Origin of the sequence: Bacillus sp. NPDC094106, assembly GCF_044764345.1 — a bacterium.
Taxonomy (GTDB): domain Bacteria; phylum Bacillota; class Bacilli; order Bacillales; family Bacillaceae_G; genus Bacillus_A.
The window spans coordinates 25,833-49,602 of record NZ_JBIWHY010000027.1 but is presented as its reverse complement, the minus strand read 5'-3'; the positions used below and the strand labels follow the sequence as shown (position 1 = coordinate 49,602).

The 23,770-nt window shown below is 35.1% G+C and carries 18 protein-coding genes, 11 tRNA genes and 2 pseudogenes; 29 read left to right on the top strand and 2 right to left on the bottom strand.

Annotated elements, in window-relative coordinates; all coding sequences use genetic code 11:
• Window positions 1-16 precede the first annotated feature (16 nt).
• From ACIQ7L_RS25985 to yhbH, 21 genes and pseudogenes are all read left to right on the top strand, one after another.
• Window positions 17-92 (top strand) — tRNA-Asp (locus ACIQ7L_RS25985).
• A 10-nt stretch (window positions 93-102) separates the two neighbouring features.
• Window positions 103-178: transfer RNA gene (locus tag ACIQ7L_RS25980), tRNA-Phe, on the top strand.
• Window positions 179-192: 14 nt separating this feature from the next.
• A tRNA-Thr gene (locus ACIQ7L_RS25975) sits at window positions 193-268 on the top strand.
• A 10-nt stretch (window positions 269-278) separates the two neighbouring features.
• A tRNA-Tyr gene (locus tag ACIQ7L_RS25970) sits at window positions 279-362 on the top strand.
• 14 nt (window positions 363-376) lie between these two features.
• Window positions 377-450: transfer RNA gene (locus ACIQ7L_RS25965), tRNA-Trp, on the top strand.
• 12 nt (window positions 451-462) lie between these two features.
• A tRNA-His gene (locus ACIQ7L_RS25960) sits at window positions 463-538 on the top strand.
• Between the two features lie 114 nt (window positions 539-652).
• Window positions 653-727 (top strand) — tRNA-Gln (locus ACIQ7L_RS25955).
• Between the two features lie 5 nt (window positions 728-732).
• Window positions 733-807: transfer RNA gene (locus tag ACIQ7L_RS25950), tRNA-Gly, on the top strand.
• A gap of 10 nt (window positions 808-817) precedes the next feature.
• Window positions 818-888: transfer RNA gene (locus tag ACIQ7L_RS25945), tRNA-Cys, on the top strand.
• Window positions 889-898: 10 nt separating this feature from the next.
• Window positions 899-980, top strand: a tRNA-Leu gene (locus ACIQ7L_RS25940).
• A 55-nt stretch (window positions 981-1,035) separates the two neighbouring features.
• Window positions 1,036-1,164 (top strand): hypothetical protein, encoded by a 129-nt coding sequence (locus ACIQ7L_RS25935; RefSeq protein ID WP_400572822.1) that lies wholly within the window; start codon window positions 1,036-1,038, stop codon window positions 1,162-1,164.
• A 216-nt stretch (window positions 1,165-1,380) separates the two neighbouring features.
• Window positions 1,381-2,100 carry a YebC/PmpR family DNA-binding transcriptional regulator gene (locus ACIQ7L_RS25930; protein ID WP_097896623.1) on the top strand — a complete coding sequence of 240 codons (720 nt, stop codon included), beginning with the start codon at window positions 1,381-1,383 and terminating at the stop codon, window positions 2,098-2,100.
• 58 nt (window positions 2,101-2,158) lie between these two features.
• Window positions 2,159-2,279: pseudogene (locus ACIQ7L_RS25925) on the top strand (DNA mismatch repair protein MutT); the annotation flags it as partial.
• Window positions 2,280-3,058: 779 nt separating this feature from the next.
• Window positions 3,059-3,835 carry a transglycosylase domain-containing protein gene (locus tag ACIQ7L_RS25920; protein ID WP_400572820.1) on the top strand — a complete coding sequence of 259 codons (777 nt, stop codon included), beginning with the start codon at window positions 3,059-3,061 and terminating at the stop codon, window positions 3,833-3,835.
• A gap of 187 nt (window positions 3,836-4,022) precedes the next feature.
• Window positions 4,023-4,676: a DsbA family protein gene (locus ACIQ7L_RS25915; protein WP_400572818.1), complete on the top strand. Its 654-nt coding sequence runs from the start codon at window positions 4,023-4,025 to the stop codon at window positions 4,674-4,676.
• A 113-nt stretch (window positions 4,677-4,789) separates the two neighbouring features.
• Window positions 4,790-4,863 (top strand) — tRNA-Gly (locus ACIQ7L_RS25910).
• A 211-nt stretch (window positions 4,864-5,074) separates the two neighbouring features.
• On the top strand, window positions 5,075-6,217 hold the full coding sequence (queG, locus tag ACIQ7L_RS25905) for a tRNA epoxyqueuosine(34) reductase QueG (RefSeq protein ID WP_400572816.1): 1,143 nt from the start codon (window positions 5,075-5,077) through the stop codon (window positions 6,215-6,217).
• Between the two features lie 44 nt (window positions 6,218-6,261).
• Window positions 6,262-7,149 carry an amidase domain-containing protein gene (locus tag ACIQ7L_RS25900; protein ID WP_400572814.1) on the top strand — a complete coding sequence of 296 codons (888 nt, stop codon included), beginning with the start codon at window positions 6,262-6,264 and terminating at the stop codon, window positions 7,147-7,149.
• 58 nt (window positions 7,150-7,207) lie between these two features.
• The gene (trmL, locus tag ACIQ7L_RS25895; RefSeq protein ID WP_400572812.1) at window positions 7,208-7,696 is read left to right on the top strand and encodes a tRNA (uridine(34)/cytosine(34)/5-carboxymethylaminomethyluridine(34)-2'-O)-methyltransferase TrmL; all 489 of its coding nucleotides are present in this window, start codon (window positions 7,208-7,210) and stop codon (window positions 7,694-7,696) included.
• Between the two features lie 701 nt (window positions 7,697-8,397).
• The gene (locus tag ACIQ7L_RS25890) at window positions 8,398-10,293 is read left to right on the top strand and encodes a PrkA family serine protein kinase (protein ID WP_400572810.1); all 1,896 of its coding nucleotides are present in this window, start codon (window positions 8,398-8,400) and stop codon (window positions 10,291-10,293) included.
• Window positions 10,294-10,936: 643 nt separating this feature from the next.
• Window positions 10,937-12,112 carry a sporulation protein YhbH gene (gene yhbH / locus ACIQ7L_RS25885; RefSeq protein ID WP_400572808.1) on the top strand — a complete coding sequence of 392 codons (1,176 nt, stop codon included), beginning with the start codon at window positions 10,937-10,939 and terminating at the stop codon, window positions 12,110-12,112.
• 121 nt (window positions 12,113-12,233) lie between these two features.
• Here the strand turns inward: yhbH and ACIQ7L_RS25880 are convergent, their stop codons facing one another.
• On the bottom strand, window positions 12,234-14,045 hold the full coding sequence (locus ACIQ7L_RS25880; RefSeq protein WP_400572806.1) for an S-layer homology domain-containing protein: 1,812 nt from the start codon (window positions 14,043-14,045) through the stop codon (window positions 12,234-12,236).
• Window positions 14,046-14,508: 463 nt separating this feature from the next.
• Here ACIQ7L_RS25880 and ACIQ7L_RS25875 point away from each other — a divergent pair, with 463 nt between their 5' ends.
• The 3 genes from ACIQ7L_RS25875 (at window position 14,509) to ACIQ7L_RS25865 (ending at window position 18,841) form a co-directional block, all read left to right on the top strand.
• A complete protein-coding gene (locus ACIQ7L_RS25875) occupies window positions 14,509-15,057 on the top strand; it encodes an NfeD family protein (RefSeq protein WP_400572804.1) in 549 nt (182 codons plus the stop codon).
• Between the two features lie 12 nt (window positions 15,058-15,069).
• The gene (locus tag ACIQ7L_RS25870; RefSeq protein WP_400572802.1) at window positions 15,070-16,632 is read left to right on the top strand and encodes a flotillin lipid rafts scaffold protein FloT; all 1,563 of its coding nucleotides are present in this window, start codon (window positions 15,070-15,072) and stop codon (window positions 16,630-16,632) included.
• Window positions 16,633-16,858: 226 nt separating this feature from the next.
• Entirely contained in the window at window positions 16,859-18,841 is a 1,983-nt protein-coding gene (locus ACIQ7L_RS25865) for a methyl-accepting chemotaxis protein (protein WP_400572800.1), read from the top strand.
• A gap of 223 nt (window positions 18,842-19,064) precedes the next feature.
• Here ACIQ7L_RS25865 and ACIQ7L_RS25860 read toward each other — a convergent pair.
• Window positions 19,065-19,296, bottom strand: a pseudogene (locus ACIQ7L_RS25860) (EcsC family protein); the annotation flags it as partial.
• A 196-nt stretch (window positions 19,297-19,492) separates the two neighbouring features.
• Between ACIQ7L_RS25860 and ACIQ7L_RS25855 the strand changes: the two are divergent.
• The 5 genes from ACIQ7L_RS25855 (at window position 19,493) to ACIQ7L_RS25835 (ending at window position 23,291) form a co-directional block, all read left to right on the top strand.
• A complete protein-coding gene (locus ACIQ7L_RS25855; RefSeq protein ID WP_400572798.1) occupies window positions 19,493-19,747 on the top strand; it encodes a hypothetical protein in 255 nt (84 codons plus the stop codon).
• Between the two features lie 156 nt (window positions 19,748-19,903).
• Window positions 19,904-21,178 (top strand): right-handed parallel beta-helix repeat-containing protein, encoded by a 1,275-nt coding sequence (locus ACIQ7L_RS25850; RefSeq protein WP_400572797.1) that lies wholly within the window; start codon window positions 19,904-19,906, stop codon window positions 21,176-21,178.
• Window positions 21,178-21,696, top strand: a complete 519-nt coding sequence (locus tag ACIQ7L_RS25845; RefSeq protein ID WP_400572795.1) for a nitrous oxide reductase accessory protein NosL — start codon at window positions 21,178-21,180, stop codon at window positions 21,694-21,696. Before ACIQ7L_RS25850 ends, ACIQ7L_RS25845 begins: the two co-directional genes overlap by 1 nt.
• 90 nt (window positions 21,697-21,786) lie before the next feature.
• Window positions 21,787-22,599, top strand: a complete 813-nt coding sequence (locus ACIQ7L_RS25840) for an ABC transporter permease (protein WP_400572794.1) — start codon at window positions 21,787-21,789, stop codon at window positions 22,597-22,599.
• The gene (locus tag ACIQ7L_RS25835) at window positions 22,596-23,291 is read left to right on the top strand and encodes an ABC transporter ATP-binding protein (protein WP_400572792.1); all 696 of its coding nucleotides are present in this window, start codon (window positions 22,596-22,598) and stop codon (window positions 23,289-23,291) included. The genes ACIQ7L_RS25840 and ACIQ7L_RS25835 overlap by 4 nt, the downstream gene beginning before the upstream one ends.
• The last annotated feature ends 479 nt before the right edge of the window (window positions 23,292-23,770 follow it).

Below are 23,770 nucleotides of genomic sequence, written 5' to 3'. Positions count from 1 at the left end.
GTCCCCGCAACCAAATGGTCCCGTGGTGTAGTGGTTAACATGCCTGCCTGTCACGCAGGAGATCGCCGGTTCGACCCCGGTCGGGACCGCCATTTATATAAAGGCTCGGTAGCTCAGTCGGTAGAGCAGAGGACTGAAAATCCTCGTGTCGGCGGTTCGATTCCGTCCCGAGCCACCATTTTAACTAAATATGCCGGCTTAGCTCAATTGGTAGAGCAACTGACTTGTAATCAGTAGGTTGGGGGTTCAAGTCCTCTAGCCGGCACCATGTAAGTTTCGGAGGGGTAGCGAAGTGGCTAAACGCGGCGGACTGTAAATCCGCTCCTTCGGGTTCGGCAGTTCGAATCTGCCCCCCTCCACCATTTACATTTTATATAGGGGTATAGTTTAAAGGTAGAACAGAGGTCTCCAAAACCTCCAGTGTGGGTTCAATTCCTACTACCCCTGCCAAAACATAACATGGCGGTTGTGGCGAAGTGGTTAACGCACCGGATTGTGGCTCCGGCATTCGTGGGTTCGATTCCCATCAGTCGCCCCATTTATTTAAAATATTTACAAATTAATTTAACTATGATAAGATAGATAACGTCTTATGTAAATATTAATAGTAATAAAATAAGTGTTAAAACTATATAATGTATTAATAATTCGGTGGGCTATAGCCAAGCGGTAAGGCAACGGACTTTGACTCCGTCATGCGCTGGTTCGAATCCAGCTAGCCCAGCCATTTTTGCGGAAGTAGTTCAGTGGTAGAATACAACCTTGCCAAGGTTGGGGTCGCGGGTTCGAATCCCGTCTTCCGCTCCAAATTTAATATGGCGGCATAGCCAAGTGGTAAGGCAGAGGTCTGCAAAACCTTTACCACCGGTTCAAATCCGGTTGCCGCCTTTCTTATTATGCCGATGTGGCGGAATTGGCAGACGCGCACGACTCAAAATCGTGTTCCTTCGGGAGTGTCGGTTCGACCCCGACCATCGGTATCAAATAGCGTGGTAGAAAAAGACTCTAACAGAAATGTTAGAGTCTTTTTCGAATATGAAACAGCTTAGTAGAACGAAAATAGAGCTTTTATTACCTAATATTACATGTGGTGAAGCAAGTGGCGTAGAAATGAAGAAGTTAGTGAAAAACTTTACATCACTAATCATTCACCACAAACTGTAAAATCATGTTATTTGAGTATTACACTCGTAATGAATTATAGAATTAAGGTATAATATAATTTGGTGAATGAACAAAAATTATATCGATTTATATTATGTCAGTAATGCGAATTGATTAAGAACTTTTTGTATTTATTTTGAAAAAGTGTTGAATAAACAGTGTATTTCATATTAATATTTTTTATGTAGATTTAAACGTGAAAGAGAGTGGAACAGTATGGGCCGTAAATGGAACAATATTAAAGACAAAAAAGCGTCAAAAGATGCAAATACAAGCCGTATATACGCTAAATTTGGACGTGAGATTTATGTAGCAGCAAAACAAGGTGAGCCGGATCCAGAATCAAACCAAACGTTAAGAGTTGTATTAGAGCGTGCAAAAACGTATAGTGTACCAAAAACAATTATTGACCGTGCAATTGAAAAAGCAAAAGGTGGTTCAGAAGAAAACTATGACGAGCTTCGTTATGAAGGATTTGGACCAAATGGATCTATGGTAATCGTGGATACACTTACAAATAATGTAAACCGTACTGCAGCAGATGTACGTGCTGCATTTAGTAAAAATGGTGGTAACATGGGCGTGAACGGATCTGTAGCATATATGTTTGATGCGACAGCTGTTATTGGTCTTGAAGGAAAAACATCAGATGAAGTTCTTGAGATTTTAATGGAAGCAGATGTAGATGCACGTGATATTTTGGAAGAAGAAGAATCTGTTATCGTTTATGCTGAACCTGATCAATTCCATGCAGTACAAGCAGCACTTAAAGATGCTGGTATTACTGAATTTACAGTTGCAGAATTAACAATGCTTGCACAAAATGATGTAGAACTTCCAGAAGATGCACAAGTACAATTTGAAAAAATGATTGATGCATTAGAAGATTTAGAAGATGTGCAACAAGTTTACCATAACGTGGACTTAGGTGAATAATGAAGAAAAAAGACCCTTTCGTTTAATGAATAGGGTCTTTTTTCTACTAAAATTTTTCAATGAAGAAAATATTGATGCGTATATAACGCGTCCTCATATGAGATCAAGAACGCTTGATGAGATGAAGGCAACTCATTTTATTCCATATGAAACCTTATAATCTAGTAGGGCGATTATAAAATTATATATATTTTTATATAAATCCATTTTAATTTTTCAACATCTAAATCCCTGCTATGCAGAATAAACAGTGACCTACACTCGTTTGCTCTTTCCGTTTTTACTTCGCATGTGGCAGAAAAAGGCCCTGACCGCTTCTATGCATGAATAGATGCTCTCTCACACCTAAAAAGAGGTTTTTTTTAATTGATGTATATATAGGTTAGTCGCTTGAGATCATCTCAAACGACTAACCTTTCTTTTTATATAAAGAAAATCGTCTAATATGCAAGGAGAAAGGTCAAACTAAAAGTATAGTTATTTTGAAACGGAAATTAGAAAGTTAGTATTGATTAATAGAACGTTTGTTCTGTATAATAGTTATACTGTTATACAGAAAATTGGTCAAAAAATCAGTTCACCGCTCAAAAAACAGATGCATATCAAATGATATAATAGAAGAATGGGGCTTCCTATTCAAGTTTTCATATGAATAGGAAGTTAAGTGGTATTGTGATACAATATGTTTTTTATCCCGCGATTTGCGGGCAGTAATACTCCGACCTCAAAATTTGGCGAAAGCAAAGGAGTTAGATGGGAGATAAACTGTCCGTAAAAGCCCGATTGGTGAGGGCTAATAATCAGTGGGTGATGAAGAAAACCCCCGCTGATTAAAGTTTCACTTTATAACTTACAACATTGTAAGGTAGGTGTAAGAGAAATCGATTGGACGTTCTTTAAAGAAAATGTATTCTTAATTTGAGAATTATATATGATGTACGGAAAAGAGGTGTGCACGATGAAAGAACGAGTATTATCTAGGGTAAACTATCACCAAAAAATTTCATTCAATCCGATTGCAAAATTTTTTTATAAAGCTATTATTTTATTATTATTACTAAGTTGTACATTATTATTTATCGGAAATGTAATGATTGAACGAAGTGATATTAGTAAGTTACATGTACCTGCTCAATTAGAGATGCCAGATTCGTTAGCTCACGCATTTATTGCGACTGAGGATAAAAGGTTTTATCATCATAACGGTTTAGACTATATAGCAATTGTTCGTGCTTCTATTGAAAATATAAAAGCTGGTGGTGTTGTACAGGGCGGAAGTACAATTACACAGCAGCTTGCAAAAAATGTTTTTTTATCTAATGAACGTACGTTTTCTCGGAAATGGAAAGAAATTTTTTATACAAAAAAAATTGAGCGCACATTTACTAAAGATGAGATTTTAAAATTATATGTGAGCAATATTTATTATGGAGAAGGTGCATGGGGAATTGAAAAGGCGGCAAATTTATACTTTGGTAAAAAGGTCAATCAATTAACATTGAGTGAGAGTGCTATGATGGCTGCTGTAGTAAAGGCACCTGCCTATTATTCACCTGCACAGAATTATGATAAAGCAGTAGAAAGACGAAATGTTGTTTTAAAACTAATGGAGCGACAAGGATACATTAAACATGATGAATATATGCAAGCTGTAAGTGAGAAATTAGTGATTCGTCACGATATTAAAACAGAGCATTCCGTGCAAAAGACAGCACGTGAAAAAGCTGTAAGCTAAAGGGAGTTCCTATATAGGAGCTTTTTTTTATGAATAAAATATGAAAAAAGGGGACACAATATCGTCACATTTGTTATGTTTTTGGAAATTATGTGAGCGTGTTCATTGCGTGACTTGTATAAGTATTGATATTATGTGTAATGTATACAAAAATGTATACATAATATGAATTTAAAGAGGAATGTATATGAAATCATCAAACAAAATCATGGTTCTTGGTATTGTTTTTTCTGTCGCAGTATTAATCGTAATAGGGACAATTGTGTATAGTATTATAAATGACAAGAAAGATAAAGGGGATGAGATGTTTGCTTATTCCACACAACAATCTTTAGGTAAGGAAGATGCCCCTATTAAGATTGTAGAATTTGGAGATTTTAAATGTCCAGCTTGTCGGACTTGGGATTCGACAGTATTACCTCGTTTAAAAGAAGATTATATTAATAAAGGTAAAGTACAGTTTTATTTTATTAACTTCCCATTCATCGGAAAAGATTCTGATTTAGGTGCTGCTGCTGGTGAGGCGATTTATAAACAGGATCCAGAATCATTCTGGACATTCTATGATGAAATCTATCAGAATCAGAAGAAAGAAAATGAAGAATGGATTACAGAAGAATTGCTTCTTAATATAGTAAAGGAAAAACTTCCGAAAGTGAATGTGGAGCAGTTTAAAAAAGATTTACATAGCAAGGAAACACAAGATAAAGTACAGAAGGATTCAGATCACGCAAAAAAACTAAAAGTACCAGGTGCTCCTTCAGTATATGTAAACGGAAATCTTGCGAATCCAGATTATGATAGTATCAAAAAGGAAATTGATAAAGAATTGAAAAAGTGATGAGTATATCATCACTTTTTCGACTTTTTTCGATAAAATTCTTGCTTGGACTTTTGTTACATGCTATAATATTTTACATAAGTTATTTCAATGACTTATGTTTTTTCATATTTGCGGGTGTAGTTTAGTGGTAAAACAAGAGCCTTCCAAGCTCTGGTCGAGGGTTCGATTCCCTTCACCCGCTCCAGATCTTATTTCATATTCTCATAATAAATTGTGATCAACGCAGTGTTTCGTTTCTAAGATAAACGAGGCATTGCGTTTTTTAATGTTTGGAAATGATAATTTTATGCGAAAATAGAATGAAAGAGTATGATTACGAAGTAAATTGTTAACCAACAGTAGGTGGCTACTTGTTAGATGAGGTGTATGTATTCATCGTAGGAGGAAGCTTAAGCATGGATTTTGAGAAATTAAAACAAGAAGTAATAGCGTATAGTAAGACGATTGGAATAGATAAAATAGGTTTTGCGAGTGCTTCACCATTTGAAGAATTAAAACAGCGTTTAATGCAGCAGCAACAATTAAATTATCAGTCTGGTTTTGAAGAACCTGATATTGAAAAAAGAACAAATCCACAGCTGTTATTGCCTGGTGCAAAGTCAATTATTGCGATTGCGTTAGCGTACCCATCGAAGTTGAAAAATGCGCCGTTAAGTAAGCGAGGAGAGCGAAGAGGTATTTTTTGTCGAGCTTCCTGGGGACAAGATTATCACCTTGTTTTACGAGATCGCCTGCAGAAATTAGAGGCATATTTAATTGAGAAACTTCCAGATATAGAAGTGAAGTCAATGGTGGATACAGGAGAATTGAGTGATCGAGCTGTTTCGGAACGTGCTGGTATTGGGTGGAGTGGAAAGAATTGTTCTATTATTACTCCTGAATTTGGCTCTTATGTATATTTAGGTGAAATGATTACGAATGTACCATTTCTCCCTGACCAGCCGATAGAAGATCAGTGTGGCAGCTGTACAAAGTGTATTGATATTTGCCCAACGGGAGCACTTGTACAGGGCGGACAATTGGATTCCAAAAAATGTATTGCGTTTTTAACACAGACGAAGGGTTTCTTACCTGAAGAATATCGAGATAAGATTGGAAACCGTATATATGGATGTGATACATGTCAAACAGTTTGTCCGAAAAATAAAGGGAAAGATTTTCATAATCATCCCGAGATGGAGCCGGATCCAGAGTTAGTTAAGCCGTTATTACTACCACTTTTAACGATTAGCAATCGAGATTTTAAAGAGAAGTATGGTATTATGTCAGGATCGTGGCGGGGGAAAAAACCACTGCAACGAAATGCAATTTTGGCGCTTGCACACTTTAAAGAAACGGCAGCAGTTCCTGATTTAATAGGTGTTATGAAAGATGATCCAAGACCAGTAATGCGGGGGACTGCAGCATGGGCACTTGGTAAAATTGGCGGCGATGAAGTAGGAGCAGCCATTGAAAAAGCAATGGAACGTGAGAAAGATGAAGAAGTCCTTCATGAAATGAATCGCGGGCTTGAATTGTTGGCACAGAAAAAACAGTAGATAATATTTCCCTTCTTCATATTGTAATATGGGAGGGAGAGGAAATGATTGTAAGATCACATATTGAAAAACAGACGAAACAATTTTTAGCATTTATAACAAATAAACGTATAGATGCAGATGAAATTCCTGCAGATTTATTGCAAGTATTGCAAAGAAAAAAAAGCTTGTTTCAAAAACGCGGTGCTGAAATAGTAAAAGCAACAGCGGATGTTTCTTTTATTAGGCAATTAAATAGCAGGGAATATCAAGAGATCGATTATCAAGTACACTTGAAATATTTAATCCATCATAAAGAATTATTTTATATTGAAGAGGAACAATTAATACGACGTTTGTGCTTAAAAGATGGATGTATTGCAAAAGATCATGTTATTGAAATGAAAGAAGAAACTGTAAATAGTGGAACACTCGAACGCGAGGGAAAGAAAGGGAAGTCTAGTTCATATCAATATAATCGTCTAGAAGCGGTTAAATATGCAGAACGTTGGTGGGATGATCGAAATCCAGCATATCGCAATTTTCCTGATAATTGTACGAATTTTATTTCACAGTGTCTACATGCAGGGGAGACACCAATGACAGGATATCCTAACATTCGTAAAGGCTGGTGGCAAAGAGAAAATCAGTGGAGTTGGAGCTGGGCAGTAGCTCATTCATTTTATTGGTATTTGTCAGGTGCTACAGCAGGACTTCAGGCTAAAGCAGTGGAAAAGCCCGAAGAACTTATACTTGGAGATGTAATTGCCTATGATTTTGAAGATGATGGAAGGTGGAATCATACAACAATTGTAGTAGCAAAAGATGCTGATGGTATGCCGCTTGTAAATGCACATTCTGCTAACAGTCGCCGTCGTTATTGGAATTATGAAGATTCGAGTAAGTACACACCACAAATGAAATATAAATTTTTTCATATTATTAATGGGTAGAGATTTTTCGCTCAAGTGGTATAATACGTAGTAGACAAAAAATTGAGGTGAATATCACGTGGGAGTACATGTTGTTTTATATCAACCAGAAATTCCAGCAAATACAGGGAACATTGCACGTACTTGTGCAGCAACTGGAACAGAATTACATTTAATTCGACCGCTTGGATTTTCAACGGATGATAAAATGTTAAAACGTGCTGGTCTAGATTATTGGCAGTACGTAAAAATTACGTATTATGATTCAATTGAAGAGTTTTATGAAAAAAATAAAGATGGTGAATTTTTCTATTTAACAAAGTATGGTGAAAAAGCACATACAGCGTTTGATTATAGTAATCGTGAAAAAGATTACTACTTTGTATTTGGAAGAGAAACAAACGGATTACCGGCAAACGTAATCGAAGAGAATTTTGATCATTGTTTACGTATTCCGATGACAGATAAAGTTCGTTCATTAAACTTATCAAATACAGCAGCAATTTTAATTTATGAAGCGTTCCGTCAGCAAAATTATCCAGGTTTGGATTTAGAAATTGTATACTAAGAGTCGTCATTTGACGGCTTTTTTTTATAAGGATGTAGGAAATGTTTATTTATATATATACATCAATTAAAAAACCGACATACCCCCCTCTTTTTAGGTGGGAGAGAGCATCTATTCATGCATAGAAGCGGTCAGGACTTTTTTCTGCCACATGCGAAGTAAAAACAGAACGAGCAAACGAGTGTAGATTACTTTTATTCTGCATAGCAAAGATTTAGATGCCGAAAAATTAAAATGGATTTATATAGTCAAGTATGTAAGTCAAACAAGCTGATAGGAAGATTTACGAAAACCTAGTTAAAAAGTAGAAGGAAAAAAGTGATGGGCCTAGGCTCATCACTTTTTGTTTGTTCCGGGTTTATCATTATATCCAGATGTGAAAATTGCAGTAAGGAATGTGAGTGAGACACCTAAAATTAGTAATAATTTCACGTTAATTCCCCCTCTCTCTTAATATGTGAGTTGCACTTTTTAGCCTAAATTTATGTAAGTTCTGTGGAAGTAAAGAAGGGATTTATATAAGAATGAATAAAAAGGTGAGCTCCCTAATACTTTTATTATACAGAATTTTCTTTGAATTTTGGTAACGAAATTTTTAAGGAGTATTAGATATTTCATTTTGATTTCAAGAATGTTTAAGGACATCCTCGCATACCTTTTATAATAATCCGATTGAACAAGGAGATGGGGGAGGAGCTATAATGGATATTTTAAAAAAAATTGAACAGCACCGAGAAGCAGAAGAACGTTTGCAATGGGAAGGTACGTTTGCGGAGTATTTGGAGCTTGTGAAGAAAAGACCATGGGTGGCTCAAACAGCACACTCTCGCATTTATAATATGATTAAAGAAGCTGGGATTGAAGAAGTAGATGGCAGAAAAAAATATAATTTTTTTAGTAATCAATTATTTGGATTAGAGGAAGCGTTAGAGCGTCTTGTTGAAGAATATTTTCATCCGTCTGCGAAACGTTTAGATGTTAGAAAGCGGATTTTATTATTAATGGGGCCAGTTAGTGGAGGGAAATCGACATTAGTTACAATGCTAAAAAGAGGATTAGAAACATACTCACGTACAGATCGGGGGGCTATCTTCGCTATAAAAGGATGCCCGATGCATGAGGATCCTCTTCATTTAATCCCGCATCATTTACGGGACGATTTTTTTGATGAATATGGCGTAAGAATTGAGGGGAATTTGTCACCATTAAATGTAATGCGATTAGAGCAGGAATATGGTGGAAGAATTGAAGATGTAGTTGTCGAGCGTATTTTCTTCTCTGAAGATCGTCGGACGGGGATTGGTACATTTAGTCCCTCTGATCCAAAGTCACAAGATATCGCTGACTTAACAGGTAGTATTGATTTTTCTACAATTGCAGAATATGGTTCAGAGTCGGATCCGCGTGCCTATCGATTTGATGGAGAGTTAAATAAAGCGAATCGTGGCATGATGGAATTCCAAGAGATGTTAAAATGTGATGAGAAATTTTTATGGCATTTATTATCTCTTACACAAGAAGGAAATTTCAAAGCAGGAAGATTTGCGCTTATTTCAGCAGATGAGTTAATTGTAGCCCATACGAATGAAACAGAGTATCGCTCTTTTATATCCAATAAGAAAAACGAAGCATTACATTCAAGAATTATTGTAATGCCAGTTCCATATAACTTACGTGTTAGTGAAGAGGAACATATTTATGAAAAGATGATTCGTGAAAGTGATGTATCGAATGTGCATATTGCGCCGCATACATTTCGCGTTGCGGCAATGTTTACAATTTTAACTCGTTTAAAGGATCCAAAGCGTCCAGATATTGATTTAATTAAAAAGATGCGTTTATATGATGGTGAGATGGTAGAAGGTTATAATGCAATTGATGTCGAAGAATTGCAGCGTGAATATCAGGATGAGGGTATGAGTGGTATTGATCCTCGTTATGTGATTAACAGGATTTCTTCTACAATTATCCGGAAAGAAGTTCCATCGATTAATGCACTTGATGTATTACGCTCTTTAAAGGATGGATTAGATCAACATCCATCTATTAGTAATGAAGATAGAGAGCGCTATATGAATTTCATTTCATTAGCAAGGAAAGAGTACGATGAAATTGCGAAAAAAGAAGTGCAAAAAGCGTTTGTATATTCATATGAAGAATCAGCTAAGACACTTATGGATAATTATTTAGATAATGTTGAAGCATATTGCAATAAATCAAAATTACGCGATCCACTAACAGGAGAAGAAATGAGTCCAGATGAAAAGCTTATGCGTTCAATTGAAGAACAAATTGGTATTTCTGAAAATGCAAAGAAAGCATTCCGTGAAGAAATTTTAATTCGCATTTCTGCTTATGCTCGTAAAGGAAAACGCTTTGACTATAATTCACATGAACGCCTTCGTGAAGCGATTCAGAAAAAGCTATTTGCTGATTTAAAAGATGTGGTGAAAATTACAACATCGACGAAAACACCAGATGAGAATCAACTTAAGAAGATTAATGATGTTGTAGCACGCTTAATCGATGAGCATGGTTATAACTCTTCATCAGCGAATGAATTGTTACGTTATGTGGGCAGTTTATTGAATCGATAGTTTGATAATAAAACGCTGTCTCTTATGAAAGCAGAGGCAGCGTTTTTGTATCTATCTGATTGAAGTGATGGAACTTTACTATATAAATCCATTTCGATTTTCCGACATATAAGTCGTGGCTATGAAAACAAAAGGAAATCTCCACTTATTTTCTCCCTTTGTTTTCTAAAAAGGCATTGAACGCTACTATGCATGGTCGGATGCTCTCTCCCACCTAAAGATTAAGTTTTTTATGTCGGTTTTTTAATCTGTATTTATATAGTGAATGTTTCCTGGGGACTTGTCCAAATACAATAAATTAAGATGTAATTTCATGAATTTATTGTCAATTATTTTTACAATACGCATATGATAGAGTAACCAACCATTCATACAGAAAAAAGCCAACACAATACAATATGTTGCAGAGCAAAAAAATGTGCAACAATGCATTGTGTTTCTTTCTTATCAACTACAGAATGTTTCGTTCTATTAATTGAGTGTCAAAGTTTTTGTTGGGAACGTTCGGCGTATTACGTAAAGGGATGATTAAAGGGAAAATAGGTTTTAATGAACAGTTATTTTTTGTCACATCACAAACGTATATGTAATCGTACGGTTTGTTGGAACGGAATGAAGAAAATTACAGTAAGGAGGGAAAGAGATGGGCGAAGAAAATCAACCTAATTATACAATTTCACAGGAAAACTGGTCCCTCCATCGCAAAGGATATGACGATCAACAACGCCATCAAGAAAAGGTGCAAGATGCAATTAAGAATAATTTACCAGACCTTGTAACAGAGGAAAGTATCGTTATGTCTAATGGCAGGGATGTTGTAAAAATACCAATTCGTTCTTTAGATGAATATAAAATTAGATACAACTATGATAAGAATAAACATGTTGGGCAAGGAACGGGTGATAGTAAAGTCGGAGATGTAGTAGCAAGAGATGGGTCAAGTGCCCAAAAGCAGAAGGGACCAGGAAAAGGGCAAGGTGCAGGAGATACAGCTGGTGAAGATTATTATGAAGCTGAAGTATCCATTTTAGAATTGGAGCAAGCGTTTTTCAAGGAGTTAGAGCTACCTAACTTAAAGCGCAAAGAAATGGATGAAAATCGTATTGAACATATTGAATTTAACGATATTAGAAAAACAGGGCTATGGGGCAATATTGATAAAAAACGAACGATGATAGCAGCCTATAAACGAAATGCGATGAGTGGAAAACCATCTTTTCACCCAATTCATAAAGAAGATTTGAAGTTTCGCACGTGGAATGAAGTATTAAAGCCAGAATCGAAGGCTGTTGTATTGGCAATGATGGATACAAGCGGATCAATGGGGATTTGGGAGAAATATATGGCGCGTAGCTTCTTCTTTTGGATGACACGCTTCTTACGTACAAAGTATGAAACAGTAGATATTGAATTTATTGCGCATCATACAGAAGCAAAAGTTGTAACAGAAGAGGAGTTTTTCTCAAAAGGAGAGAGCGGTGGAACGATATGTTCCTCTGTTTATCGAAAAGCACTTGAACTTATAGATGGAAAGTATTCACCAGAACGCTATAATATTTATCCATTCCATTTTTCAGATGGGGATAACTTAACATCAGATAATGCTCGTTGTGTGAAGCTTGTACAAGAATTGATGAAGGTATGTAATATGTTTGGGTATGGAGAAGTGAACCAGTATAATCGCCACAGTACGCTTATGTCAGCATATAAAAATATTAAAGATGAGAATTTCAGATATTATATTTTAAAACAAAAAGCTGATGTATTTCACGCGATGAAGAGCTTTTTTAGGGAAGAATCAAGTGAGAAAATGGCGTAACGATATAAGGGAATCAGAATTTGTATTGTTACTGAAAATACAGCGAATGAATAAAGTAGGATAGAATTTACCTGCTCATAAAATTAACAAAGGCATCCAAAAAAGATGCCTTTGTTAGTTTTTAATATGTAAAAGTAATAGTTACTAATGAATAGCCTGGTTTTGCACTATATGGCGTTGCCTGATAAGAAGCGCGTTGTGAGCCTTCTGGCCAATCCACCTCTTTGAATATTTTTTTCACATCTTGTATGGCTCCATCTGTAGATTGTTTATAAAGAACTTCTACTTTTTCTGGTTTTGATGAGAATTGCTGTTGTAATTTGTCTTTTAGTTCATCATAGTTATTAGCAATATATTGTGTAGATAAGTAAACCAGTTTTGTATCTTTTAGTATTTGTTCATATGTTGATGATTTAGAGCTACCAGCTGTTATCTTATTTGTAAGTTCATCATAGTAGTTTGTAGTAGCCTGTGGGTACTCACTGCGATTCCATTGATGATCTTTTGCAAGTTGTTCATCAGATAAATTAAAATATGAATATAATACTCTTCCTTGTTCATCTGGTATTGGATCATCGAATGTTGTATCAAGGTGATACCATTTGTTATCAATTTTCACTAAATTCCAAGCGTGTGCTTCTCCGTTTCCAGTTCCAGTTACGATATGAGAATCAATCCCTGCTTCTTTAAGCAATTGATAGGTTAATAGTGCATAACCTTGACAAACAGCAGAATGGTTTGCTAATGCCCCGTATCCTGTGTAAGAATTATATGAAGTATCATAAGCCACATGTTTTACAACATAATCATGAATGGCTTTAACCTTTTCATGCTCATCCATTCCATTTTGGATGATGGAATTAACAACTGTTTTTGTTTGCTGCATTACATATTCTGTTTGCTCTTTTGATTCACGATATGTAATGTTTAAGGTAAAAGTATAGTTTCCAGGTGAACCAGAAAGAGAATAGGAAGTTTGTGCTACAGTATAATTCACATATTCATTTGTATGTACGACTTCTTTATATGCGTTAAAAAGTGTATCCATAACTTCCTGATTATTCGTATTCTTTGTTTTGTATGGAATTGTAATATTTGTTTCATAAGTATCGATATGTTTCTGTAATTCTTTCTTAAATTCTTCTATTAGTTGTGTATCCCCTTGTGGAGCGCTAGGATCTGTTTGCTTATCTTCTCCTTGTGGAGTGCTAGGATCTGTTTGTGTATCTCCTTGAGTACGCTTCTTATGCTCTAAAGCATTGTATAAAAACTGCGCATATTGTTCGCGTGTCACCTTCTTATTCGGCTCGAATTTCCCATCACCTGTCCCTGATGCGATATTATTTGATTGTACAGCGCTAATGGCATCATTGGCCCAAAAATTGCCTGGTACATCGTTAAATGTATGTGGTTTTTGAATGGAAAGATGGAAAGCATTTTTAATGATTTGCGCCATTTCCGCACGGCTTACAGAATCTTTTGGTCTGAAACTTCCACGTTCATCGCCTTTAAAAATTCCTAAATCAGTTAGAGTTAAAATCTCTTCTGGAAACATTGTAGAAGTAGAATTGATATCGCTATATGGATTTTTAAGTTTAGAGCCGTCTTGCATTACATAAAGAGAATTATCATTACTAAAAGTGCCATTTTTTTTATTTGGAAGTAAAACACGATAAATTAAAGCAGCTACTTGTTCTCTCGTCGCAACGTCACCTAAACCGAACATCCCATTTCCATAGCCGGCAATAATATTTTGATTTGCCAAATTTGTAATAGCAGGATATGCCCAGTGCGTTTGAGGAACATCATAAAATGAAGCAGACGTCTGATTGTTAGGGGTTTCTGCAGCTTTTACAAGACTACTATTTGAGTATAATAAAGCACTGCCTATTAGTGTTAATGATGTAATTGATTTTAATAGTTTCGTGTTCATAATACTTCCTCCTAATATATAATTTTATGGATAAGTTATACAATTTGATTTGTTTTGTTTTGAAGCATAGTATGAATTTATTTATTGAAAAATCCGAAGGAAAACAATATAACTACATACATTATACAATTAATCTTTTTATAACGATATAATATATTTGTGAAAATGCAAAATAACATAATTTAAGATTGTATAGAAATCTAAATTAGCAAGATAAATTCATTTCCAATGTATATATAACTTTACTTTTTGTGGAAATTAATATATTATATAGATATACAATATATCAGTTATTTTCTAGGAGGAGCCTGTCACTATAGGCTCCTTCTGTTCTTTTTTAGGAAACCTGTCGTACAGGTTTTTCTTTAAAGGATAAATAACTGAAAATTAGGATAAATAATCTTTAGGAGAGGTGAGGCATACATATAACAGAAAGGGATTGTTTAAGAAAGGGGGATAAGAAATGATAGTGTTTAGTTATCCGCTTGAGACAATTTATTTATATGGATTTATTGTTGCCACTATACTTACCGTTATCTATATCTTTTTTGGAGATATATTTGAATCAATATTTAGCTTCGGGGGTGGATCCACATCTATTGTAACGTTACTACTCAGCTTCTTTGCTATGCTCTGTGGTTTTAGTTATATAGGCGAGTATTTATTTTCTTTAAATAGTATCGTTATTTTTAGTCTTGCGTTTGGTGTATCTTTTCTTGGAGTTTTTGCGATGAAAATATTAATTTTAAAACCAATTGCAGAGGCTGAGCAAAATACAGTACAACGTATGGATGAGTTTGTTGGATGTCGAGGGGAAGTAATTATTACAATCCCGAAAGAAGGTTTTGGAGAAGTATTAATTTCTTCACAATTTGGAAGCAATGCGATACCAGCTAAGACAATTGGCAAGAAAGAGATTTTACAAGGAACCGAAGTCATTATTGAGGAAGTTCAAGATGGTGTTTTGCTTGTACAAAACATCGCTTATTCTTTAAAAAAACCAAAGTTATAAGGGGGAATTTGAATGATTCCATTAATTATCGGTGGTGTCTTACTCGCAATTTTACTTTTACTTATTTTGGTGTTCATCACAAAATATCGTACAGTTGGTCCAGATGAAGCGCTCATTGTAACAGGGAACTGGCTCGGCGGTGGAAAGAATGTTGTAACAACAGATGATGGAAAGAAAATTAAGATCATTCGTGGTGGTGGTACATTTGTTGTACCAATTATGCAACGAGCGGAACTTCTTAGTTTATTAAACTATAAATTAGAAGTTGGAACACGTGATACATATACAAAGCAAGGGGTGCCAGTTACGGTAAATGGTGTTTCTATTATTAAAGTAGGTTCAACAATTGAAGAAGTATCTACAGCAGCTGAACAATATTTAGGGAAAGAAACGGAAGAGTTAAAAGTTGAAGCGAAAGAAGTATTAGAAGGCCATTTACGTGCTATCTTATCTTCAATGACAGTGGAGGATGCTTATAGTAATAGAGAGCAATTTGCACAAAAAGTACATGAAGTTGCTTCGACAGATTTGAAGAAAATGGGGCTTCGTATTGTCTCCTTTACAATTAAAGAAATCATGGATAAAAATGGTTATTTAGATGCTTTAGGTCAACCGCAAATCGCAACAGTGAAACGTGATGCAACAATTGCGAATGCAGAGCGTGAAAAAGAAGCACGTATTGAAAAAGCTCGTGCGGAGAAAGAAGCAAAAGAAGCTGAATATCAACGTGATGCACAAATTGCTGAGGCTGAAAAGCATAAAGAATTAAAAGTACAATCATATAAGAGAGAGCAAGAGCAAGCACGTGCCGATGCGGACCTATCTTATGAATTACAACAAGCAAAAGCACAACAAGGTGTTACAGAAGAGCAAATGCGCGTTAAAATCATTGAGCGTGAAAAGCAAATTGAATTAGAAGAAAAAGAAATTGCGCGTCGTGAAAAACAATACGACGCGGAAGTAAAGAAGAAAGCAGATGCAGATCGTTATGCAGTTGAACAATCAGCGGAAGCGGAAAAAGTAAAACAAATAAAAAAAGCAGATGCAGATCAATATAAGATTGAAGCAGAAGCAAGAGCACGTGCGGAAGAGGTGCGTGTAGAAGGTTTAGCAAAAGCCGAAATTGAAAAGGCACAAGGGCAAGCAAAAGCTGAAGTTCAAAAAGCACAAGGTACAGCAGAAGCGGATGTTATTAGGTTAAAAGGTTTAGCAGAAGCGGAAGCGAAGCAAAAAATTGCGGAAGCATTCGAATTATATGGGCAAGCAGCAATTATGGATATGGTTCTTAAAATGCTTCCAAGCTATGCGAAGGAAATTGCAAGTCCACTTAGCAACATTGATAAAATTACTGTTGTTGATACAGGCGGCGGTGGAAAAAACAGCGGCGCTGGAAAAGTGGCAGGATATGCGACTGACTTAATGGCAACGATGCAGGAAACATTAAAAGCTTCTTCTGGTATTGATTTGAAAGAGCTATTAGAAAGTTTTGCTGGAAAAGGTGCAGTGCAGCAGGCGGTTAGTGAAAAACCTGTAGTGCAAGTGGTAGAAGAACAGAATAAAGAGCATCAAGAATAGTGTTGAATAAAGCCTCTGATCATATGATCAGAGGCTTTTTGCTGCTACTTAAAAAAATTTAATAATATACATGCTTATAAGTTGTTTTAGTTATTTAATTTATATAGAATTAAAGATATATTTCTGCAGGATAATATTTTTATTTACATTATAAGATTTGTATAAAAAGGATAAAAATGTTAAAAGTTTTGCGGTTTAAACAAAAACGTATAAAGGGGAAAGAGATATGTTTCAAGGGACAAAGGGACTAAGGGGAGTACCTTTAAAAACAAAATTACTTGTATCGTTTATTATCATTTTAATTCTTCCAAGTGTTGTAATTGGCTGGACGTCTTATCAACAAGCAAAAACAAATTTTAATGAAGCAATTTTACAAGCAGCAAAAGATAATATAAAGATTTTAGATAATGTGGTCAATAAAGACATAGAAAATAAGTATGTAGATGCGACGTATTACGCAAAGTTATTTACGCAAGCAAGTTATCAAGAAGATCAGCTTCAAAATGTTCAAAATAAATTAGAAGAATACAATAAGATACACCCAGGAGTGGAAGCAATCTATAGTGGTTCTAGCAACGGACAATTTATTCAATCACCAAATGTTCAAATGCCAGAAGGATACAATCCTACAGAAAGGGATTGGTATAAAGAAGCAGTGAAAAAGAGTGGAGAAGTGATTGTAACGGCTCCTTATACATCAAAGACGACAGGAAATGTAGTTGTAACAATTGCGAAGCAAAATGAAGATAAAAGCGGTGTAATTGGTATTGATTTAATTATTAATGGAATTGTGACGACTTCCAAAATGGTTAACATCGGAAAAGAGGGATATGTAGCAATTTTTGACCAAAACAAGAATGTAATCGCACATCCGTCTAAAAAACCAGGTGAGAAACTGGAAGATTCATTGGCGAAAGAACTTTATCAAAAAGAGACAGGAGATTTTAAGTATTCTCTAGATGGTAAAGACCAAAATGTACTATTTAAGACAAATAAGAAAACAGGATGGAAAATAGTAGGGTTTATGCCTTCAAAAGAAGTCATTCAGGCAGCTGAGCCTATTCTTTATAAAACATTGACTGTAATAGGTATTTCATTATTAATTGGTGGAGTGTTAATTTATTTCATTATCGCCTCTATTATTACACCGTTAAAAGAACTTGTTATGTCATCAAAGAAAATTAGTGAAGGGGATTTAACAGAATCCATTGCTATTTATTCGAAAGATGAAATTGGACAATTAGGGCTAAGCTTTAATGAAATGTCGACATCTTTACATACTGTGATTTCTCAGATTAATAAGTCAGCAGGCTATGTAGCGGCTTCTTCAGAAGAATTGACAGCTAGTGTAAAACAAGCAAGTGAAGCGACAGGACAAATTACGCAAGCTATGGAGCAAGTATCAAGTGGTGCAGAAATACAAAATCGAGAAGTTGAAGAGGGAGCAAATTTATTAGAAGAAGTTACAGAAGGAATCCAACGTGTTGCAGATAGTTCTTCATTAGTATCAAATGCATCTGTATATACAAAACAAAAAGCTGAAGATGGCGGGAAATTAGTAGAGCAAACAGTTAATCAAATGCAATTAATTCATCAATCTGTTTCGCATTCAGATACAGTCATTGCTTTATTAGATGATAAGTCGAAACAAATTGGAGAAATTCTTGAAGTAATCCAACACATTGCGGGGCAGACAAACTTATTAGCATTAAATGCAGCAATCGAGGCAGCAAGAGCTGGTGAGCATGGAAGAGGTTTTGCAATTGTAGCAGATGAGGTGCGGAAGTTAGCGGAACAATCAGGACAATCTTCTACAGAAATTGGAAAGCTAGTATCGGAAATACAGTCCGATATAAAACAAACCGTAAATTCTATGAATCAAGTGGGAAAAGAAGTACAGTCAGGGCTTGTAGTTGCTAACGAGACAAAACAGAGTTTTGCAGAAATATTACGTTCTACAAATGATACAGTTTTACAAATAGATAATATGGTAGATATAGCAAAACGTATGACAGTAGATGCAAAACAAGTAAGTGCATCTATTAATGAAATTGCAGCAACAGTCGAAGAAAATGCGGCAAGTGTACAAAATATTGTTGGTTCTTCTGAAGAACAATTGGCTTCCGTGGAAGAAATTAATTCAGCGGCAGTTCATTTATCGCAAATGGCTGAAGAGTTACAAGGAATGATTGGGAAATTTAAAGTGTAAAAAGATTTTTCTATTCTATATATACATCAAAAACCCCTCTTTTTAGGTAGGAGAGAGCATCTGGCCATGCATAGAAGCGGTCAGAGCCTTTTTCTGCCACATGCGAGGTAACAACAGAAAGAGCAAACGAGTGTAAGTTACTTTGTATTCTGCATAGCAGGGATTTAGATGTAGAAAAATTAAAGTGGATATATATAAAACGGAGTAGGTTCTCTACTCCGTTTTACTTATTATTAGATAGATGTTTTGTTTTTTCTAGTCTGTCTAACACCCTTCTTTTCTTATATAGCATTTTACCGACCTCTGCAATCTCTTCAATTGTTTTTCGGTTTAAATAAGCACCAAAAATCATGCCGGCAACGGGAATCATTTTTCCAACCATAATTATCGCGGTATACAGTAAACACTTCACGCCATGATTTCATTTGTGAAATACTATCAGTATGAGTAGCACGAGTGTAGGTTACTTTTTATTCTTCATAGCAGGGATTTAGATGTCGAAAAATGAAAATGGATTTATAGAGTACAATTGAAACAAAGATGTTAATTTGGCTTGTGAAATTCGAATTTTTAAAAATATAACTGATTCATTACAAGGGTGATAGAATAGATGAGAAAATAGAGAAGCGTGCAGTAGGGAGTAGATTTTGAATGAAAGCAAGGATTGAAGAGATTTATAGTTCATATCAAGGAAGAGTAGAAGAAATTTTCGTTGATGAATCAGCTTACGTATATGAATGGGAAAAGTTAATGACGATTCGAAAAAATGACGGAACACTGGAGAAAGTAGCGGTGGGAATTAGTGGTCATATAAGATCTGTAAATATAGAGGTTGGTCAGGAAATCGATATGGATACATTGTTACTTAAGCTAGAAGATGATTTGTTGATTACTGGTTGTGAATAATAGAAGGTGTGTAGAAATTGCTACACATCTTTTTTTATTAGCAACAATTCCATTTATTACAAAAAACACATTGTTTTTTCACAAATTCCACACAAACGTTTGATATCCTCTTAATTGAGAAAGTTAATAGAACTTGATTAGAGAAGGGAATTACATATGAAAATAATTCAATTTTCTTTTCTCTTATTTTTTGTATTACTCTGTATCCCATTTAGTAGTCATGCTGAGACGACAATACAATCACAAATTGATGCTGCTCCTGCATATGGAACTGTGAAACTAAAAGATGGCGTTTATAATGAAGCGATTGAAATATCGAAGCCTATTATATTAGAAGGAGAAAGAAATACGGAGATTCGTTTTTGCGGTAATAAACCTATTATTACAATAAGTGGAGAAAATGTTACCGTTAAACGCATAAAAATAGAGCAGTGTAAGAATAAAGAAGGAACAGCTGCTGTATCTGTCTCAGGAACTGGACATCATTTAACTGATTTAGAAATTCGTACACAGCAAATCGGAATTAAAATGGAAGACGCCTGGAATACGAAAGTACAGAATAGCAGTATTCTAGGGAAAGAAAATGCTAATGGAATTGATTTATGGCAATCTCACCAGAATCAAATTGAAAATGTTCAAATAAAACATGTACGAGATGGAATTTATTTAGAACAAAGTGATAATAATCAAATATTGAGAAATTCCATTGAGCAATCTCGTTACGGTATTCATCTTATGTATTCTGATGGTACGAGTGTGAACAATAATCTATCACAAAATAATATAACTGGTGCAATGATTATGGGCACAAAAAGAACGACTGTAAAGGAAAATCAATTTATAAATAACAGAAAGAATGTTCATGCACAAGGGTTACTCTTGTATGATTCGGTAGAAGCAGAAGTTATGCAGAATCAAGTTGCTAACAATAGAGTGGGAATTTATGTCGAAAAGGCGAAAGACAATCAGATTATAAAAAATGAAGTTACAAATAACTTTATTGGCTTGCAATTTAAAGATGCGAATGAGAATGAAATAGCTGAAAATGCCTTTTTAGCTAATATTAATGGATCGCAAGCTACGAAAAGTACGAATAATATCATTCATCGTAATTATTGGGATGCTTCTTTGAAAGTCGATGTAAATCATACAGGTATTAGTGCATTACCGTATAAAGCCGATTCGTTCTTTCTTGTTTTAACGCAAGATATTCCGGAATACCAGATATTTTTTCATGCACCAGGGATGCTCGTTTTACAAAATTTAATAAAAATTCCAGATGAGTCAATGTTGATTGATTACAAGCCAAGTATGAAGATGCAGTTTTGTAAGATAGAAAGGGACACAACATCTCAATTTGGAGCTTGGATAATTAGTTTAAGTATGTTGCTAATAGGGAGTATATTGTTTATTTTAGGGAGGAATTATTGATGAGATTAAAACATATTGTATTAGCTATGTGTATATGTTTAGCATTTGCGGTAGTAGGGTGTGGAAAGAAGAGTGTAGAGGCAGTTGCAGTCGATGGAAAAAATGATAAGTGTGATAATTGTAATATGGCAGTAATGGACAATCAATTTGCTACGGAAGTTATTTTAGAAAATGGAAAAGCGTTAAAATTTGATGACATTGGCTGTATGTATAAATGGATGGATAAGCATAAAAATGAAAAAACACAGGAAAAATTTGTCCGAGATTATAATACAAAGGATTGGATTTCATTAGATAAAGCGACTTATGTGTATGATAAAACAATTAAAACACCAATGGCTTACAATGTAATTTCTTTTAAAGAGAAAAAAGACGCTGAAAGCTTTGTATCTAAACATGCTGGAAAAGTAATTTCATATAAAGAGTTAGCGGATCATAAATGGGAAATGAATAAAGAAATGATGGGGGAAATGAAGAAAGAGCATGGGAAAGAGAATAGCACGGGTCACTCCCATTAATATGAAATAAAATGGGGCCATATAGCCCCAAAATAGCTGGATAAAAGACAACCTTAGGCGGTTGTCTTTTTCTATAAAAAGGGTGATGATATGTGGAATATATTTTATTCAGAGTGGCGTAGTACAGTAAGGGAAAAGTCTGCGTACACGTTTTTAGTGCTTTGGGTTGTGGTACTCTCTTTATTATTTTTAATGGAACGAAATGTACCATCTTTAGCGGGATATACAAACACAACGGGAACAATTTTAAATCTAGTCTTATATATTATACCGTTATTTATGTTAATTACAGGCTCATTTTCGATTGCAAATGAGCTTGAAAATGGAAAATGGAGGTTGCTATGTACGTATCCTTTAGCGACATCTTCATATGTAATAGGAAAAATCGCGGGTCAATTTATAGGACAAATTATTATTTTTACACTTAGCTTTGGAAGTAGTGTAATGATTGGATTATTAAGTGGAAGTAGGTTTGAAAGTAGCTGGATACTAGCAATTTATTTATTTTCTGTTATTCTCATATTCCTTTTTTTAGTTTTAGGTATAGCAATTGGTGGATTTTCTTCGACAAGATGGCAAGCATTAGCAATTTCAATTGCAGTTTGGTTTTTACTTATTATGATGTGGCCTACAGCGATAATAAGTATTCTTAACCTTGTTCCATATACGATGATAGCCCCGCTTATAAAAATTTTTTTGTTTTGTAATCCTGCTGAACTATTGCGAATTATATTTGTTATTCAATTAGGAGGGGGAGCCGTATTTGGTCAGCCATATGATCAGCTTGTGACATTTATGCAGAGCGGGACGGTAGTAATAGTTCTTTTCGTATACATTGTAATTTATACAGCGTTCTTCTTATTAATAGCAGTCTGGCGATTAGAAAGGAGAAGAAACGAATGACGATATTGCAAATTGAGGGGATTTGTAAACAGTATAAAAAGAAGACAGCATTATTTCCTACTACATTGCAAGGGAAAGGTGGAGAGTGTATTGTATTATGTGGTGGAAATGGAGCTGGGAAAAGTACGTTTCTTGATATACTAGCTGGAATTTCTTCACCCACATCTGGAATAGTAAAATTACAGGGAATAGAATTACATAAGGATCGGAAGCGATATGTAGCTGAAATTGGCTATATGCCAGATGATTTTCATGCACAGCAATCCATGACTGTACACGAATTTCTAGCATTCTATGCAGCTTTTCGAAAGATAGGAAAAGAGAGAGTGCAGGAAGTAATTACATTACTTGGATTAGAAGAAAAGAAAAACGAATGCTTACACAGATTATCAAAAGGTATGAGACAAAGGTTACTATTTGGACAAGCTTGGCTCGCTAAGCCTAAATTATTGATATTAGATGAACCGACAAATGGTTTAGATCCTTACTGGGTCAGTGAATTTGTTACGTTATTAAAAGGCATAAAGAGAAGCGGTACAATCATTGTTTTCTCAACACATATGATGGACGTAGCCGCAGAGGTTGGAGATGTGGTGCTTTTTATGAATGAAGGCAAGGTTACAAAAGAGATAAGGAATGATGGGAACACGGAAAGTTTGATATTACAATTGTTGAAACTTCACCGTAAGTAATAGTTCTGTATATAATACAAACAGCTGTTGGACATGATGCAACAGCTGTTTGTATTATATACTTGTTCTTATTTTTGATAATATAGACATGGGATATATTAGGAACCAGGGGATATATGAAGAAAGCTTTTGCTGCTCAAAGTTTCACTGTACATATGAGAGATGAACAATTTAGGAGATTGGCTAAAGAATTACAGAAGCCCTTTAGAAGCATATTCAGCTATTGGATTAATCGGTAGTACTTGAAAAAATTAATCGGGATGGAAATACGGGGCGTTTACAGGTAAACTTATATATAGCAATTAAAAAAACGACATAAACCCCCTCTTTTTAGGTGGGAGAGAGCATCTGGCCATGCATAGAAACGGTCAGGACCTTTTTCTGCCCCGTGCCAAGTGAAAACAGAAAGAGTAAACGAGTGCAGATCATTTTTTGTTCTTCATAGCAGTGACTTATATGCTGGAAAATCAAAATGGATA